This window comes from Actinomadura physcomitrii, assembly GCF_008923205.2.
GTDB classification, from domain to species: Bacteria; Actinomycetota; Actinomycetes; order Streptosporangiales; family Streptosporangiaceae; genus Spirillospora; species Spirillospora physcomitrii.
Map to the genome: position 1 here is coordinate 189,084 of NZ_WBMS02000009.1, position 16,263 is coordinate 205,346.

Annotated in this window: 14 protein-coding genes and 1 pseudogene; 10 read left to right on the forward strand and 5 right to left on the reverse strand. The window is 73.5% G+C overall.

Features of this window, described 5'->3' with window-relative positions:
- Positions 1-152: 152 nt before the first annotated feature.
- The gene (locus F8568_RS14055) at positions 153-2,036 is read left to right on the forward strand and encodes a sensor histidine kinase (protein ID WP_151593963.1); all 1,884 of its coding nucleotides are present in this window, start codon (positions 153-155) and stop codon (positions 2,034-2,036) included.
- Positions 2,037-2,434: 398 nt separating this feature from the next.
- Complete coding sequence (locus tag F8568_RS14060; RefSeq protein ID WP_328600870.1) at positions 2,435-2,980, forward strand: ATP-binding protein; 546 nt, start codon at positions 2,435-2,437, stop codon at positions 2,978-2,980.
- Positions 2,981-3,113: 133 nt separating this feature from the next.
- Here F8568_RS14060 and F8568_RS14065 read toward each other — a convergent pair whose 3' ends face one another.
- Positions 3,114-4,337: an arginine deiminase gene (locus F8568_RS14065; protein ID WP_328600871.1), complete on the reverse strand. Its 1,224-nt coding sequence runs from the start codon at positions 4,335-4,337 to the stop codon at positions 3,114-3,116.
- A gap of 65 nt (positions 4,338-4,402) precedes the next feature.
- Between F8568_RS14065 and F8568_RS14070 the strand changes: the two genes are divergently transcribed.
- From F8568_RS14070 to F8568_RS14080, 3 genes are all read left to right on the forward strand, one after another.
- Positions 4,403-5,716, forward strand: a complete 1,314-nt coding sequence (locus F8568_RS14070; protein WP_160573613.1) for an MFS transporter — start codon at positions 4,403-4,405, stop codon at positions 5,714-5,716.
- 360 nt (positions 5,717-6,076) lie between these two features.
- Positions 6,077-7,261: an elongation factor Tu gene (gene tuf, locus F8568_RS14075; RefSeq protein WP_151593965.1), complete on the forward strand. Its 1,185-nt coding sequence runs from the start codon at positions 6,077-6,079 to the stop codon at positions 7,259-7,261.
- A 212-nt stretch (positions 7,262-7,473) separates the two neighbouring features.
- A complete protein-coding gene (locus tag F8568_RS14080) occupies positions 7,474-8,376 on the forward strand; it encodes an endonuclease/exonuclease/phosphatase family protein (RefSeq protein ID WP_151593966.1) in 903 nt (300 codons plus the stop codon).
- 19 nt (positions 8,377-8,395) lie between these two features.
- On the opposite strand, the gene F8568_RS14085 is transcribed toward F8568_RS14080, so the two are convergent.
- From F8568_RS14085 to F8568_RS50345, 3 genes are all read right to left on the reverse strand, one after another.
- Positions 8,396-9,952, reverse strand: coding sequence for a long-chain-fatty-acid--CoA ligase (locus F8568_RS14085; protein ID WP_328600872.1), 1,557 nt, complete (start codon positions 9,950-9,952; stop codon positions 8,396-8,398).
- Positions 9,953-10,031: 79 nt separating this feature from the next.
- Positions 10,032-10,202 (reverse strand): hypothetical protein, encoded by a 171-nt coding sequence (locus tag F8568_RS46775; protein ID WP_202124919.1) that lies wholly within the window; start codon positions 10,200-10,202, stop codon positions 10,032-10,034.
- Positions 10,203-10,288: 86 nt separating this feature from the next.
- Positions 10,289-11,068 (reverse strand): hypothetical protein, encoded by a 780-nt coding sequence (locus F8568_RS50345; RefSeq protein WP_151593967.1) that lies wholly within the window; start codon positions 11,066-11,068, stop codon positions 10,289-10,291.
- A gap of 140 nt (positions 11,069-11,208) precedes the next feature.
- On the opposite strand from F8568_RS50345, the gene F8568_RS14095 reads away from it, so the two are divergent.
- Both F8568_RS14095 and F8568_RS14100 read left to right on the forward strand, forming a co-directional pair.
- The gene (locus F8568_RS14095; protein WP_151593968.1) at positions 11,209-11,946 is read left to right on the forward strand and encodes a response regulator transcription factor; all 738 of its coding nucleotides are present in this window, start codon (positions 11,209-11,211) and stop codon (positions 11,944-11,946) included.
- Positions 11,943-13,058, forward strand: a complete 1,116-nt coding sequence (locus tag F8568_RS14100) for a sensor histidine kinase (protein ID WP_151593969.1) — start codon at positions 11,943-11,945, stop codon at positions 13,056-13,058. Before F8568_RS14095 ends, F8568_RS14100 begins: the two co-directional genes overlap by 4 nt.
- A 62-nt stretch (positions 13,059-13,120) precedes the next feature.
- Here F8568_RS14100 and F8568_RS14105 read toward each other — a convergent pair whose 3' ends face one another.
- Positions 13,121-13,492, reverse strand: a complete 372-nt coding sequence (locus F8568_RS14105) for a hypothetical protein (protein WP_151593970.1) — start codon at positions 13,490-13,492, stop codon at positions 13,121-13,123.
- Between the two features lie 289 nt (positions 13,493-13,781).
- On the opposite strand from F8568_RS14105, the gene F8568_RS14110 reads away from it, so the two are divergent.
- From F8568_RS14110 to mptB, 3 genes and pseudogenes are all read left to right on the forward strand, one after another.
- A complete protein-coding gene (locus F8568_RS14110; protein ID WP_192809170.1) occupies positions 13,782-14,114 on the forward strand; it encodes an STAS domain-containing protein in 333 nt (110 codons plus the stop codon).
- A gap of 83 nt (positions 14,115-14,197) precedes the next feature.
- Complete coding sequence (locus tag F8568_RS14115; RefSeq protein ID WP_151593972.1) at positions 14,198-14,944, forward strand: glycosyltransferase family 2 protein; 747 nt, start codon at positions 14,198-14,200, stop codon at positions 14,942-14,944.
- A 305-nt stretch (positions 14,945-15,249) separates the two neighbouring features.
- A pseudogene (mptB, locus tag F8568_RS48095) lies at positions 15,250-15,801 on the forward strand (polyprenol phosphomannose-dependent alpha 1,6 mannosyltransferase MptB); the annotation flags it as partial.
- Between the last annotated feature and the right edge of the window lie 462 nt (positions 15,802-16,263).

Sequence of the window (16,263 nt, forward strand, 5' to 3'; positions counted from 1 at the left end):
GGATGCGCCGCGCCCGCCGGAAAGGCACGACGGAGATGGTCGATTTCCAGGTCCCCGGGCCGCTGACGTGGCGTTCTTCCCTTCGCCGGGGTCGCTTCGCAGGATCTTTTCGGCGCCGATCGCCCGGCGCCGCGCCGGGGTCCGGTGGCACGATGACAGACGTGCAGCACGTCCACGATCCCATCGCGCGCGCCGTCATCGAGAGCGCCGCCGACGCGATCGTGGCCGTGGACCAGAAGCACCGCGTCACCGTGTGGAACCCGGCAGCCGAGCGGATGTTCGGCTGGAGCGCCGAGGAGATGGTGGGGCGCGTCCCGCCGATCGTGCCGGACGAGCTGAAGGCCGAGCACAACGCCGTCCAGGAGCGGCTGCTCACCCGGCGCGCCGGGGAGGGCGAGCCGGAGAAGGAGGGCGGGCAGATCTCCATCGCGACCCGCAGGTTCCACCGGGACGGCCGGCTGATCGACGTGCGGATCGACACGAGCCTGCTGAAGGACCCGGCCGGGACCCCGCTCGGCTGGGTCGGGGTGTACCACCCGGCGGAGGACGACGAGATCGTCCAGCACCACATGACCGAGCGGGCGCGGCTCGTCCGGCGGCTGAACGACATCGTCGCCGACCTGAACGCCGAGCTGGACCTCGCCGTGGTGCTCGACCGGATCACGACCGCGCTGATCGAGCTGACCGGCGCGGACGCGGGCGGATTCGTCCGGATCGAGGGGCAGCGGCTGCGCCTGGTCAGCAGCTCCGGGCTGCCGGAGCACATGCGCGAGGCGACCGCCGAGCTGCGCCCGAGCCTGGTCGGGGAGCTGCTGCGGTCCGGCAAGACGGTGAAGATGGCGACCGGCGAGCAGCGGCTCGGCGACCTGATCTGGTCCGAGCTGCCCGGCCTGCACACCGTCGCTCTCGGCCTGTCGTACTTGCAGAACAAGCCGTACGGGGCGCTGTACGCGCTGTTCTCCGGCCGCAAGATCGGGCACACCGAGCTGGAGCTGCTGGAGCTGCTCGCCGGGCACGCGGGCGTCGCGGTCGGCAATGCGGTCGCGTACGCGGAGGTCGTCCGGCAGCGGGCGCACGAGCGCGCGGTGATCGACTCCAGCGCGGACGGCATCGCGGTGCTCGACCACGACCTGGTCGTCCGGCAGTGGAACCCGGCGGCGCACACGCTGACGGGCATCCCGCCGGAGGACGCGATCGGCCGCCCGCTGCCGTTCGCCATGCCCGCGCTCGGCGAGATGCTGACGTTCCCGCTGGAGTCCGGGGTCTGGCTGAACGTGCTGGCCGCCGAGATCGAGGAGACCGGCGAGCTGGTCGTCGACTTCCGGGACGTGACCGAGGCCAAGGCGCTGGAGGAGGCGAAGGACCTGTTCCTCGCCACCACGAGCCACGAGCTGCGCACCCCGATCACGGTCGTGCAGGGGTTCGCGTCGACGCTGGTCAACCGGTGGGACGAGCTGGCCGACGGCGACCGCCGGGCCGCCGTCGCGACGATCGCCGAGCGCGCGCAGTCGCTCGGCCGGCTGGTGGAGCACCTGCTGCTCGGCTCCCGCGCGGGCCGCGACGAGCTGGCCGTGACGGTCGAGCCGTTCGATCTGGCGCGGGTGCTGGAGGGCGTCGTCGCGGGGTTCCGGTCGCTGTCGGAGCTGCACCGGGTGGAGCTGGAGATCGGGCCGGACCTGCCGCGCTGCCGGGGCGACGCGATGGCGACCGACATCGTGCTCGGGCAGCTGCTGGAGAACGCGTTCAAGTACAGCCCGGACGGCGGGACGGTCCGGGTCCGCGCGGAGGCGGACGCGTCAGGGATTGCGGTGACGGTCGAGGACGAGGGGATCGGCATCCGGCCCGGCGACCACGAGCGCATCTTCGAGCGGTTCGTGCAGGGCGAGGCGGGGGACCGGCGCCGGTTCGGCGGCATCGGCCTCGGCCTGTACATCGTGAAACGGCTCACCGAGGCGCAGGGCGGGGCGATCTCGGCCCATCCCGCCGCGGCCGGCGGGCCCGGCACCCGCATGCGGCTGGTCCTGCCCGCTGAATGACCGCCCGGTCGCTCACTTACCGTGAGGACAGCGGTCCGGATGCGGACGGGTGAGTCCGGTGTGGCGCGCGGTTTGCGCGATCCTGACTGGTGGCAGTGTTGCTGCGTGCGGGAAAGTACGGTGGCCACCCGGTGTGACGGACGAAACGTGCGCGCGAGGAGTAACCCGTCCTCCGGCTGGATAGATCCAAGGATGGTCGCCGTTGGTGCCGGGACCGGCTTCCCGCACCGCATTTCGACGCCGCGGACGGGGGTGATCACCGTGACCGGACGGCCGGTGACTCGTTGTGCAGGTGGCGGCCGGCCTCGCTCAGGTTTCCGGCCCCCGACATCAGGGCATTTCGGTCGTACCGGAAGCGCGGCGACAGGACTCGTCCGAGACAGCGGAACCACGGGGAGGTGAGGGCGTCGAGCGTCGTACTGCTGCCACACGCGCCGTCCAGCGTCGCGGTCGCCCGCAGGCGCCTCAGCTCGGAACTGGCCGCCTCGGGGGTCTACGAGGCGGTCGTGGACGACGCCAGCGTCATCGTCAGCGAGCTGATCAGCAACGCGCTGCGGCACGCCAGGCCGCTGCCCTCCGGGCAGGTCCGGGTCTGCTGGCTGCGCCGCGGCGACGTCCTGGAGCTGGAGGTCAGCGACGGGGGCGCGATGACCGAGCCGCGCCGCGGCCCCGGCACGCTGTCCTCGCTCGGCGGCCGCGGGCTCGGCATCGTCGAGGCCCTGTCGGAGGGCTGGGGCGTCCGGCACGAGGACGGCGCCACCACCGTGTGGGCCGTGCTGCGCACACCGCGCTCGCCCGGCGGCGAGAACGCGGTCTCGCCTGCGCGATCGGACGGCGTCGTGCCCGATCTCGCCGCGTTCCCGGACCTCATGGACGACCCCGAGGACGACCTCTTCGACGGAACGAGGAATGAGGTGGCCCCAAGTAGGGCATACCCCGCCTAGAAGGACCACTGCGGCACCTTGTATGGTCCTCAACAAGCTCGGGCGCTGTCGTGCCCCCGTCGACACCGCCCGAGCGTCCAACGTGGCGAAGGCCCCGGCATCGCGCCGGGGCCTTCCGCGTTCCGCGTGAGGGTCAGGGAGCGTCGCGCAGGATCGGGCAGGACATGCACCGCGGCCCGCCCCGCCCGGTGCCGAGCTCGCTGCCGCTGATCCGGATGACCTCGATCCCCGACGCCTCCAGCTGCGCGTTCGTCTCGATGTTGCGCTCGTACGCCACGCACAGCCGGGGCGCGACGGCGAGCGTGTTGTTCCCGTCGTCCCACTGCTCCCGCTCGGCGGTCACCGGATCGAGCCCGGTGTCGATCACCTTCAGCCGGTCCAGCGCCATCGCGTCCGCCGCCGCCTCCAGGAACGGGCGCGGCCCGGCGACCAGCAGCTCGCCGCCGTCCAGCGTCACCGTGTACGCGGTCAGCGAGTGCGCGACCGGCGGGTACATCACGACGGTGTCGACGTCGACCATGGTGCAGACCGTGTCCAGGTGCATGGTCGCGCGCTCCTGCGCGATCGGCACCGCCAGCACCGTGTGCGCCAGCCCCGCCCCGATCACCTGCCGGGCCAGCCGCTCCACCCCGGCCGGGGTCGTCCGCTCTCCCGTCCCGACCGCGATCACACCCGGGCAGAGCAGCAGCACGTCGCCGCCCTCCAGGTGCTCCAGCGCCGGCGAGTACACCGGGTCCACCCCGGCGAACCGCGGATGGTGCGCGTAGATCAGCCCGGTGAGCTGCGCCTCCCGGCGCCGCGCCTCCATCGCCAGGCTCGTCACCGCGACCCGGTCGCCGATCCAGGCGCTGTTGTCGCGGGTGAACAGCAGGCCGGGCAGCGGGTCCACGATGAAGTCGAGCCGATCCATCAGCCGGTACACCAGGCCGTGGCCCGCCTTCAGCTCCTCGTGCGCCAGCCCCGCGACCAGCGTCTGCGCCAGGTCCTCCGGGTCGAGGTCGCGCAGGTAGCCCTCCACGACGCCGCGCAGCTGGTCGCCGAGCCGCAGGTCGACGATCGCGTCCGCGATCGCCTGCTCCCGCGCCCCCTCGTACTCCAGCGCGTCCTGCAGCAGCTCGGTGACGTACAGCACCTCGACGCCGCGCTCCCGCAGCGCCTCCGCGAACGCGTCGTGCTCCTCCTGCGCGCGGCCCACCCACGGGATCGCGTCGAACAGCAGCTTGTCGCTGTTGCGCGGCGTCAGCCGCTTCAGCTCCGCGCCCGGACGGTGCAGCAGGACCGTCCGCAGCCGCCCGACCTCGCTGGTCACCCGGTGCTCGTGCACGTCCGGCGCCGTCGTCCCCGTTGTCTGCGTCACACCAGAAGTCTAGGTCGGCGGCTTCCGCCGGAGCCGCCGGGCCGTTCCTGTGTCACGATCCGAGGGTGATCCGGGGGCTTGCGTTCCATTTGACCGCCGCGACGCTGCTGCGGGTGTCGGCCGAGGGGGTCGCGACGGCGCTCGTCCTGACCGTCCAGGCCCGGACGGGGCACGCCGCCACCGCCGGGTACCTGCAGACCGCGATGACGCTGCCGTACGTGGTCAGCGGGCCGGTGATCGGCAACGCGCTGGACCGGCTGGCGCGCCCGCGCCGCGCCGTCGTCCCGATGGCGCTCTGCTACGCCGCCGCGACCGGGCTGCTGCTGACGATGGCGGGCGCGTCGCCTCTGTCGGCCGCGCTGTGCGTCGCCGCCGTGATCGGCTGCACCGAGCCGATCGTGGTGGCGCTGACGAGCCTGCTGCCGCGGTTCGTCCCCGCCGACCGGCTGTCCCGCGCGTACGGGCTGGAGGCGTCGAGCTACAACGTTGCGGCGATCGTCGGCCCGGGCCTCGCGGCGGGCGTCGCGTCGCTCGCGGGCGGGCGGTACGCGGGCGCGGCCATCGTCGCGAGCGCCGTCCTCGGGCTCTGCGCGCTGCCGCTGCTGCCGTTCGCGGGCCCGGACGCCGCGCCGGGCCAGGACGCGTCCGGCACGGCACCGGCCGGGCGCACCGCGGAGGCCGGACAGGCCGCCGAGGCGGGACGGGCCGTGGAGGCGGGCAAGGGCGCGATCGCCGAGCGGGACATCGGCGAGGTCACCGAGGACGCCCGGTCCGGCCTCGCCGAAATGATCGCGGGCGGGCTGGTCGTGCTGGCGCGCGGCCGGGTACTGCGCGCGGTGACGGTGGCGACGACGCTGGCGTGGCTGGGGTTCGGCGGCGTCGCGGTGACGGCGGTGCTGCTCGCCCAGCACGTCGGCGCCCCGGCCAGCGCGGGCGGGCGGCTGCTGGTGGCGATGGCGGTCGGGTCGCTGCTCGGCTCGCTCGCGTCGAGCCGCTTCCTGACGCCGCGGCACGGCGAGCCGGTCCTGGTCGGCGGGCTCGTCGCGTTCGGCGCGGCGCTCGCGGCGGTCGCGGCGGCGCCGTCGGCGGGGTGGGCGATGGCCGCGTTCTGCGCGGCGGGCCTCGCCGAGGGGCCGGTGTTCGCCGCGACGCTGATGCTCCGCCAGCGCGAGGCGCCGCCGGACCGGCTCGGCCAGGTCAACACGACCGGCGGCAGCCTCAAGATCGGCGCGTCCGCGCTGGGGGCCGCGCTCACCGCGGCGTGCGCGGACGCGGTCGGCCCGGTCGGCCTCGTGCTGGCGATCGCCGCGCTCCAGTTCGCCGGCGCGGCGTCCGGCTGGATCCTGCTGCGACCGCGCCGGCCTCGTTCTGTCCCTTGACAGGTTGTGGTGATCGCCAGGGTGGGCGAGCCCTCATGAAGGTGATCAGCAGCTTGGGGACGTCAAGTGCGGGCCTTCGGGCGCGGAAAATCGGTCGACATCTTCCGGAACGCTCCGTAACGTGCGGAGCATGTTCCTCGCAGCCGGCACCCGGACGCTCGCAGGCGACTGCCTGCTGAGCGCGGTGCCGGCTGCCTTCCTCTCGGCAGCAGCAGCGGCGTTCGCCGACGACGGCGTCCGACGCTGACCCCTCTCCGTCCAGCCCTCCGGAGAACCAGCGGAGGGGGGTCGGCACAGCGCGCGCGGACGATCGTGCACGCGCGCGGGTTCTCACGTTCGGATCATCGTGAGGACGGACCAATGGCGAAGAAGCTGTACGAGCGGGACAAGCCGCACCTGAACATCGGCACGATGGGGCATGTCGACCACGGCAAGACGACCCTCACCGCGGCGATCACCAAGGTGCTGGCCGAGCGCGGGCTGGCGTCCGCCGTGCCGTTCGAGGGCATCGACCGCGCCCCCGAGGAACGCGACCGCGGCATCACCATCAACGTCGCGCACGTCCAGTACTCCACCGCGACCAGGCATTACGCGCACGTCGACATGCCCGGTCACGCCGACTACGTAAAGAACATGATCACCGGTGCGGCGCAGGTGGACGGGGCGGTGCTGGTCGTCTCGGCGCAGGACGGCGCGATGCCGCAGACGCGCGAGCACATCGTGCTGGCGCACCAGGTCGGTGTCCGGCACATCGTCGTCGCGCTCAACAAGGCCGACATGGTCGAGGACACCGAGCTGCTCGACCTCGTCGAGCTGGAGGTGCGCGAGCTGCTCACCGAGTACGGGTTCCCCGGCGACGAGGTGCCGGTGGTCCGGGTGTCCGGGCTGAAGGCGCTGGAGGGCGACCCGTACTGGACGGCCCGGATCGGCGACCTGCTCGCCGCGATCGACGCGTACGTGCCGGTCCCGGACCGGGTGCTCGACAAGCCGTTCCTCATGCCGGTGGAGAGCGTGCTCACCATCACCGGTCGCGGCACCGTCGTGACCGGGGTGGTGGCGCAGGGCTCCGTCCGGATCGGGGACGCGGTGGAGGTCGTCGGGCTCGGCGCGTCGTTCGGCTCGGTCGCGACGGGGCTGGAGACGTTCGGCCAGTCGATGGACCACGCGGAGGCGGGCGACAACACGGCGATGCTGCTCCGCGGCGTGCGGCGCGACCAGGTGCGGCGCGGCCAGGTGGTCGCGGCGCCGGGCGCGATCCGCCCGCACACCCGGTTCCGCGCGCGGGTCCGGGTGCTGACGGCGGCGGAGGGCGGCCGGAGCAGGCCGTTCTTCCACGGGTACCGGCCGCAGTTCCACTTCCGGACGACGGACGTGGTCGGCGGCGTGGACCTCGGCGGCGAGGGCGGCATGGCGATGCCGGGCGACGCCGTCGACATGGCCGTCGAGCTGGGCCGGCCCGTCGCGATGAGCGAGGGGCTCGGGTTCGCGATCCGGGAGGGCGGCCGGACGGTCGGCGCCGGAACGGTCGTCGAGCTGCTCGACTAGGGCGGTGCGAGAGGGGTCCGGCGGGCCGGTGACGGCCCGCCGGACCCGTTCGCTTTTGTCGACTTGTCGGCTCTTTGCGGTGTCGTGGGTTGTGGCGGACCGGAATCGGCACCGAAAGCGTGACCGGACGGTCGCGAAACGGTGGCGGACAAGATCGCGATGTGGTGGGATCTCTCCCGACACCCCCTGATTTTTTTCCTCATGGAGAACGTGTGCGAGCCCCCCGCGCTCTGATTCCCCTGCTTTCGGTCTGCGGAGCCGCCGCCGTCGTCACGGCCGCGGGCGTCGGCGCCGACATCGACGGACTTCCGGGCGGCGGTCCGGCGCACGCGGACGGCGCCGTCCGCACGCCGCCGCCCAAGGCGGCGATCACGGCGGTGGACTGGAACGTCTGCGGCGCGGCGGAGGCCGGCTGCCCGCTCGGCGCCCGTCCCGCCGAGCTCGCCAAGCGGATCGCCGCGCAGCTGCACGTCACCGAGGTCGGCGGGCGCAAGGTCCACGCGAACGCCGCGTTCCTCCAGGAGGTCTGCTCGGGGCAGGTGCAGGCGCTGAAGAGGGCGTCCTGGTTCTCCTCGTGGAGCTGGGAGTTCGCCGCGTACCCGGACGGCCCGTCCTGTGTCGGCGGGCAGGGGCGGCTCGGTGTCGCGCTCGGCGCGCGCGCGGCACTGAGCGGCGCCCAGACGACGCGGCTGCCGTCGCCGTCGGGGAAGCGGCGGGTCGCGCTGTGCGGCGAGGCCGCGGCGTGGCGGACGCGCCTGTGCGTCACGCAGTTCAGCTCGTCCGCCGAGGACCCGCAGGGCGAATGGCGGCGCAAGCAGGGCCGCGCCTATGCCGCGCTCGCGGGCACCGGCACCCGCGTCGTCGCGGGCGGCGACCTCGCCGAGACGCCGGAGAACGCGGCCCTCGACCCGCTGTACCGCGCCTTCGCCGAGTGCGACCAGTCCGGGACGGCCCGCACCGGCGCGAAGACCCTGCAGAACTGGCAGGGCACCGCCGTGGAGAAGGACGACTACCTGTTCATCTCCAAGTCGGCGACCGTCTCCTGCACCGTCCCGGCGCAAACCGGTAAGTCCTCCGACCACCGTCCCGTGTCGGCGGCCATCCGCTTCCGCTGACCCCGCACCCGCCGGGAGGTCAGTGGACGCTGCGGTCCTGCCCGTGCCAGTACGGGGCGCGGAGCTCACGCTTGAGGATCTTGCCGGTCGGGTTGCGCGGGATCGCGTCGCGGCGCTCCACCGACGTCGGGCACTTGAAGTGCGCGAGGCGCTCGCGGCAGTGGTCGATGATCTGCTGCTCGGGGACGTCCTCGGCCAGCACCACCAGCGCCTTCGGCGTCTCGCCCCACCGCTCGTCGGGCACCCCGATGACGGCGCAGTCGGTGACGGCCGGGTGTCCCATCAGGACGTTCTCGACCTCGGCCGGGTAGATGTTCTCCCCGCCAGAGATGATCATGTCCTTGACGCGGTCGTGGATGTAGAGGTAGCCGTCCTCGTCGAGGTAGCCCGCGTCGCCCGTGCGGAACCAGTTGTCCTCCGACAGCGCGGACGCCGTCGCCTCCGCCATCCCCCAGTAGCCCTTCATGTTCTGCGCGGTCCGGCAGAGGATCTCGCCGACCTGCCCGGCCGGCAGGTCCTCGCCCGTCGCCGGGTCGACGATCCGCAGCTCGCAGCCCGCGTTCGGCAGCCCGGCGCTGCGCAGCCGGCGGGCGTTCGGACCACCGGGATCGTGGTCCTCGGCGGGCAGCATCGTGATCGCGCCGGTGACCTCCGTCAGCCCGTACACCTGCATGAACTCGGTGCCCGGCAGCATCGCCATCGCGCCGCGCAGCACGTCCTCGCTGATCGGCGACGCCCCGTACAGCATCAGCTTGAGGCTGGACAGGTCGCACGCCGTCACCTCGGGGATCAGTGGCATGAACTGCAGCAGCACCGGGACGAGGAAGATGTGCGTGACGCGGTGGCGCTCGATCCCCCGCGCGATCTCGGTCGGGTCGGGCTCCCGGCTGATCACGCCGGTGATGCCGTTGAAGACGACGGAGACCGTCAGCACGTTGCCGGCGACGTGGTACATCGGCATCGCGACCATCAGGACGGTCGAGTCGTCGACGTCCCACGCCTCGTTGGTGGCCTCGAGCGCGGCGAGGAAGTTGTCGTGAGTGAGCATCACGCCCTTGGGCAGGCCCGTGGTGCCCGACGAGTAGAGCTGGACGAAGACGTCCGACGTGGCGGCCTCGTAGGCGGGCGGTTCGGCGGCGGCGGAGTCCATCCAGGCGGCGTAGTCGAGGTGCCCGTGCCCCTCGCCGCCGATGACGACGGTGTGCGCGGTGTGCTCGAGCTTGCCGGCGATCGCGTCCAGCACCGGGACGAACTCGGGCCCGACGATGAACACCTTCGCCTGCGCGTTGTTGACGATGTAGGCGACCTCGTCGGGCGCGAGCCGGTAGTTCACCGGCACCTGGACGGCGCCGATCCGCGCCGCGCCGAACAGCTGCTCGGCGTACTCGAGCGAGTTCTTGTCGAGGATCGCGACGCGGTCGCCGCGGCCGACGCCGGCGGCGGCGAGGGCGGCGGCGGCCCGGTCGGCGCGCCGGTCGAACTCGCGGTAGGTGAGGGCCGTGTCGCCCGCGATGTAGGCGACGCGGTCCGGATGCGCGAGCGCCCGCTCGCGCAGCATCTCCGTCAGACCCGGCACGGTAGGTCCTTTCGCCGATGACCGCCTGGTTGTCCCGGCATCATGCGGTCATCGGCGAAGCCCCGGCAAGGGGAATGCGCTACCTGGTTCGGGCCATCTTGGACACGAGGGTCACCGCGAGGACGACGATGACCGCGACGAACCCGATGAAGAAGAAGAACTTCAGCATCGAGATGATCGCGCCGATCACCGTCATCAGCAGCCAGATCGCGAGGACCACGCCGACAATGGTCAGGATTGTCTTACCCATGTCCTCACCGTATTCGGTCCACGCGGGGCGAGGCATCACCCTCCAGTACGAAGCCGCACCCGCTACCTCTGGACGTTCGGCGGAGGTCAACCCTGAGGGCCGCCCGGGGTCATGTCAGGGGGCGGCTGGTGGTCGCCGGGCGGCGGCGCGTTGAGCGGCGGGCCGGACGGCGGCGGAGGCTGGCCGCCCGGAGCGGGCGCGCCGCCGGGCGGAGGTGCGAAGGACGGCCGGCCGGACGGCGCCGGAGGCTGCATCGGCGGCCCGGCGGGCGGGCCGTAGGGCTGCCCGGGCGGCGCCATCGGCGGCTGCCCGGGGAAGGCCATGCCCGGCTGCCCCGGCTGCGGCTGGCCCGGCTGGCCGTATCCGGCCGCCGGCTGAGGGCCCGTCCACGCGGGCGGCCGCTGACCGCCGCCCGGCCCGAAGCCGCCGCTCGACGCGACCCGCAGCGCGCCGAGCCCGCCCGCGATGACCACGGCCAGCAGCTCGTAGGCGAAGTACTTGTTGAAGTGCGGCTTCATGATCGCGCTCACCATGCCGTCCGGCATGTGCTCCAGGCCGATCATCAGCGCCAGCAGGCTGCCGATGCGCTTGCCGACCTCGAACGCCACCAGCGCGGAGACCGCCGCGAGGATCGGCGGCAGCGGGCCGCGCGGCCGGCACAGCAGCAGCCCGAGCGCGGTGACGAGCCCGCAGATCGCGCAGTTGAACAGGTAGAGCCCCGTCGAGGTGCGGAAGCTCAGCATCTCCGGGGACGGGTAGGTGGCGAACGCCGAGAGCACGATGGTGGCGCCGGTGGCGACGGCACCGCCGACCAGGACCATCGCGATCGCGCCGCCCGTGGACGTCGGGGGACGAGACTGGGACATTCGCCCATTAAAGCGGTCATGGTTCGCACGCGCAGCCGAACCCTTACGGAGTGATGACGGGCGGGCTCGAACGCGTTCGCGCGCCCGTAGCGTGGACGGATGATGTCCCCGCGCGATTGCGAGCCCCCCAGGGTGAACCGATGAACGACCAGGCCGGACGGGTGCTGGTGGTCGACGACGATCCGACCGTCGCCGAGGTCGTCGCCCGCTACCTGGTCCGCGACGGCCACGACGTGGAGTGCGTCGCGGACGGCCCCGCCGCGCTGCGCCGCGCCCGCGAGAACGCGCCCGACCTGGTCGTCCTGGACCTGATGCTGCCCGGGATGGACGGCCTGGAGGTGTGCCGGCGGCTGCGCGCGACCTCCGCGGTCCCGATCGTCATGCTGACCGCGCTCGGCGCGGAGACCGACCGGCTCGTCGGCCTGGAGACCGGCGCGGACGACTACGTGACCAAGCCGTTCAGCCCGCGCGAGCTGGCGCTGCGCGTGCGGTCGGTGCTGCGGCGCGCGCGCGGGGCGCTCGGCCCGGCCGCCCTGGCCGTCCCCCCGGGCCCGCTCCACGACGGGGACCTGATGGTCGACGTCGGCGCGCACGAGGCGGGGCTGCGCGGCGCGCCGCTCGCGCTGACGTCCCGCGAGTTCGACCTGCTGGCGTTCCTGATGCGCCACCCGCGCCGCGCGTTCACCCGCGACGAGCTGCTGGAACGGGTGTGGGACTGGTCGTTCGGCGACTCCTCGACGGTCACCGTGCACGTCCGGCGGCTGCGCGAGAAGATCGAGGACGACCCGACGGCGCCGCGCCGGATCGTCACCGTGTGGGGCGTCGGCTACCGGTACGAGCCGGCCGACGCGGCGGAGGCGGCGGAGGGAGACCGATGATCCCGCTCCCCGACCTGCTCCTGGTCGTCTTCTACGCGGCGCTCGCCGCGCTGGTGGTCACGGCGGTCGCGCTCGGCCTGCTGCGCCTGCTGCGCGCCCGGTCGGTGGCGATCCAGCTGGTCGTCGTCGCCGCGGCGACCGTGCTGGCGACGGTCTCCGGCATCCTGGTGATCTCGCTGCTGATGCTGATCAACGACCATGACCGGTCGGTCGTGCTGACGGTCGTGGTGTCCGCGGGGCTGGTCGCGACGGCGGTGTCGGTGCTGCTCGGGCGGCGGCTCGTGGCCGCGAACCGGACGCTGGTCGAGGCCGTCCGCGCGGACCGGTTCCGGGCGCCCGCCGCGCCGCTGCCCGCCGAACTGGCCGAGCTTTCGCTGGAGCTGGAGGCGGCCTACGCGCGGCTCGCCGCGGCGCACGAGCGCGAGCAGGCGCTGGAGGCGAGCCGCCGCGAGCTGGTCGCGTGGGTCAGCCACGACCTGCGCACCCCGCTCGCCGGGCTGCGCGCGATGGCGGAGGCGCTGGAGGACGGCGTCGTCGCCGACGGCGGCACCGTCCGCCGCTACCACGGCCGCATCCGGGTGGAGGTCGAGCGGCTCGCCGAGATGGTGGACGACCTGTTCGAGCTGTCCCGGATCCACGCGGGCGCGCTGCGGCTGTCGCGGCAGCGCGTCGGCCTGGCGGACCTGGTCGCCGAGGCGGTCGCGGGCGCGGAGGCGCTCGCCCGCGCCAAGGGCGTGCGGATCAGCGGGGACGTCCGCGCGGGGCTGCCCGTCCACGTGGACGCCGGCGAGCTGGGGCGGGCGCTGCGGAACCTGGTGGTGAACGCGATCCGGCACACCCCGAGCGACGGCGCCATCGAGATCACCGGGGAGGTCAGCGGCGGCGAGGCCCGCGTCACGGTCGCGGACGCCTGCGGCGGCATCCCGGAGGCCGACCTGCCGCGCGTGTTCGACGTGGCGTTCCGCGGCGAGGCGGCCCGCACGCCGGGCGGCGGCGCCGGGCTCGGGCTCGCCATCGCGCGCGGCATCGTCGAGGCGCACGCGGGCGTGATCGGCGTCGCGAACGCCGGCCCCGGCTGCCGCTTCGAGGTCCGCCTCCCCCTCCCCACCTGACCCCCGTTGACTTGTGGCGTGTCGTGGTTATGAGCGCCGCGATAACCACGACACGCCACAAGTCAACGGCCGAGGGAGTCGTCGATCGCGCGGAAGGTGGGGCAGGGCCAGCGCCACATGCAGGCGCGGCAGCGGCGGATGGGGCTGCCCGGGTCGCTGGTGATGCCGCCGGCCTCCTGCGGCCGGTGCAGGTCGAGGATGCGGACGCCGAGCTCGGCGAGCGCGATCACCTCGTCCCGGGCGCCGGCGAGGAACGCGAGGTCATCGCGGGTCAGCCGGGCCTTGACGGGGACGACGCCGTCCCGGTTCACCAGCCGGGACAGGTACTGCGTGGACGAGCGCCAGGAGGTGGACTTCGCGGAGCGCGCGCGGATCGCGTCCAGGCGGTCGCGCAGCCGCGCGTGCCTCGGGTCGGTCGCTCGGTTGGCCTTCACGTGCCGCGCACCCCCTAATGACGCTGTTGCACGGGGCCAGCCTTCCCTACTCGGGACGTCCGCGAAGGGCGAATGGGGGAGTTCTCATAGACCTGACCCAAGCGCGCGCGGGAAGCGTCCAGGAACCGGTTACCGAGCGTCTCCAGACCTGAAACCGCAACATCACGGTGCGTAGTACTCAAAGCGTATGGGTGGGACGGGACGGCGCCGCGCCACGGGAACGCCCGCGCCACACGCGACTTGGCGAACGGTCTGGCTCATGGGCGAGAGTCGAGATAGTGTGCCGGACGTGGAGCTAAATGTCTCGACCGCGTCTCAGGGAGGACACGCCGTCGTCACGGCGACCGGTGAGCTGGACCTGTACACCGCGCCCAGGCTGCAGGCGGCCCTCGCCGGGCTGCTGCGCGGCCCCGTCGACCGGATCGTGGTCGACCTGGCCGGTGTCGAGTTCTGCGACTCGACGGGCATGAACGTGCTGCTCTCGGCCATGAAGCGGATCAAGGAGCAGGGCGGCTCGCTGGAGCTGGCCGCGCCGCGCCCGGCCGTGAAGCGGATCCTCCAGGTCACCGGGCTCGACACCGTGTTCACCGTGACCGACGACGCGGCGCCGGCCCTGGACTGATCCGGCGGCGGTCCGCGACCGGTCGTCTCGCCGTCGCCGGGTGTTCACGGCGGCATGCCCGCGCGCCGACTACGATCGCGGATATGCAGGAGGCGGATACGCAGGGTGTAGCGGTGATCATCCCGGCCAAGGACGAGGCCGACCGCATCGGGGCCACCGTCAAGGCCGCGCAGGAGCTGCCCGGGGCCGATCTGATCATGGTCGTCGACGACGGTTCGTCCGACCGCACCGGGCCGGTGGCGGCGCAGGCGGGCGCCCGGGTCGTGCGGCACGCCCGCAACCGGGGCAAGGGCGCCGCGATGGAGACCGGCGCGGAGGCCGTCCGGCTGCTGGACGAGGGCCGCGACCAGCCCCGCCACCTGCTGTTCCTGGACGCCGACCTGGCCGAGACGGCCGCCGAGGCGGCCCCCCTCGTCGCGCCGGTGCTGGCCGGCGAGGCCGACATGACGATCGCGGCGTTCTCCTCGACGGTGAAGCTCGGCGGGCACGGGTTCGTCGTCCGGCTGTCCCGCGACGGGATCCGCCGCGCCACCGGCTGGGCGGCGACGCAACCGCTGAACGGGCAGCGCTGCCTGACCCGCGCCGCGTTCGACGCCGCGCTGCCGCTCGCCGCCGGGTTCGGCGTGGAGACCGGCCTCACCATCGACCTGCTCCGCAAGGGGTTCCGGGTCGTGGAGGTCGAGGTGCCGCTCGCGCACCGCGCGACCGGCACCGACTGGCGCGCGCAGCTGCACCGCGGCCGGCAGTTCCGCGACGTGGCCAGGGCGCTGGCCGTGCGGGAGCCGGTCGTCGCCGAGCGGCTCGCCCGCCTGCGCGGCCGCCGCAAGTGACCCGTCCCGGTCCCGCGCGGCCGGGGACCATCGGGCTGTGGGCCATCGGCGCCTCCCTCTGCTGCTTCGTCGCCACCGCGCTGCTCGGGCCGTCCGCCTTCCAGCCCGCGATGGACGCGCGGTTCGGGGAGCCGCCCTACTCGCTGGACGTGCACCCGTCGCCGTACCTGGTGCTCGCGCTCGTCGTGGCGGGCGTCGTCGCGGGGACGGCGGGGCTCGCGCTGTGCTTCCTCGCCGTCCGGCGGGGCTGGCGCGTCCGGGCGTTCCCGCTGGTCGCCGCCGGGCTGCTGGCGGCGGTCGCGTTCATGTTCATGCCGCCGGTCGGGTCGACCGACCATCTGAACTACGCCTCGTACGGGCGGATGGCGGCGACCGGGCACGACCCGTACGAGACGCGCGCCGTGGACCTGCCGAAGGACCCGGTGGCCGGGGCGCCCGAGGAGTGGCGGTCGACACCGTCGGTGTACGGGCCGATCGCGACGGGGGAGCAGGCCGTCGCGTCGTGGATCGGCGGCGGTTCGGTGCGGCTGACGGTGTTCGTGCTGTCGGTGTTCAACGTGCTGGCGTTCGCGGTGACCGCGCTGCTCCTGTACCGGACGTCCCGCGACGAGGACCGGCGGCTGCGGACCGCGCTGCTGTGGACGTGCAACCCGCTGCTGCTGTTCCACCTGATCTCGGGCGCGCACAACGACGTGCTGGCGATCGCGCCGATGGTGGCGGCGCTGACGGTGTTCGACGCGTACGCGACCGGCGGACGGTGGCGGATGTGGGGGCGCGCGCTCGCGGCGGGGGCGCTGACGGGCGCCGGCGCGGCGATCAAGCTGCCGGCGGCGCTCGTGGGCGGCGGCCCGGCGTGGGCGCTGCTGCGCGAGGGCTGGAAGGGCCGCCCGTGGCGGGCGCTCGGCGGGCTCGCCGCGCTCGCCGCAGGCGCCGCCGCGACGGTCGCGACCGCGTACGCGCTGGCCGGCCCGCACGCCCTCGACCAGGTGCGGGAGGCGAGCAACATGGTGTCGTTCGCCACCCCCTGGCATCTCCTCGACCGGATGCTCGGCCGCGGCTCCCAGCGCGATGTGATCAAGACCGGGTCACTGATCCTCGGAATCGTGCTGTTCCTGCTGCTGGCGCGCGGCCTGCCGAAGGACGACCCGCTCGCGGAACATCCCGGGCAGGTCGCCAACCGGCGGATGGCCACGGCGTTCGTCATGGCGTGGCTGCTGGCCGCGCCCTACGTGCTCCCCTGGTACGACGGGTTCGGCTGGGCGCTGCTGGCGCTGCTCCCCCTGTCGCGCATCGACTGGATCCTGCTGGCGCACACCGCC

Excerpts from the sequence above, each read along its gene's own strand:
- F8568_RS14055 (WP_151593963.1), top strand. The coding sequence starts at position 153 with ATGACAGACGTGCAGCACGTCCACGATCCCATCGCGCGCGCCGTCATC.
- tuf (WP_151593965.1), top strand. The coding sequence starts at position 6,077 with ATGGCGAAGAAGCTGTACGAGCGGGACAAGCCGCACCTGAACATCGGC.
- F8568_RS46775 (WP_202124919.1), bottom strand. The coding sequence starts at position 10,202 with ATGGGTAAGACAATCCTGACCATTGTCGGCGTGGTCCTCGCGATCTGG.
- F8568_RS50345 (WP_151593967.1), bottom strand. The coding sequence starts at position 11,068 with ATGTCCCAGTCTCGTCCCCCGACGTCCACGGGCGGCGCGATCGCGATG.
- F8568_RS14095 (WP_151593968.1), top strand. The coding sequence starts at position 11,209 with ATGAACGACCAGGCCGGACGGGTGCTGGTGGTCGACGACGATCCGACC.
- F8568_RS14100 (WP_151593969.1), top strand. The coding sequence starts at position 11,943 with ATGATCCCGCTCCCCGACCTGCTCCTGGTCGTCTTCTACGCGGCGCTC.
- F8568_RS14115 (WP_151593972.1), top strand. The coding sequence starts at position 14,198 with ATGCAGGAGGCGGATACGCAGGGTGTAGCGGTGATCATCCCGGCCAAG.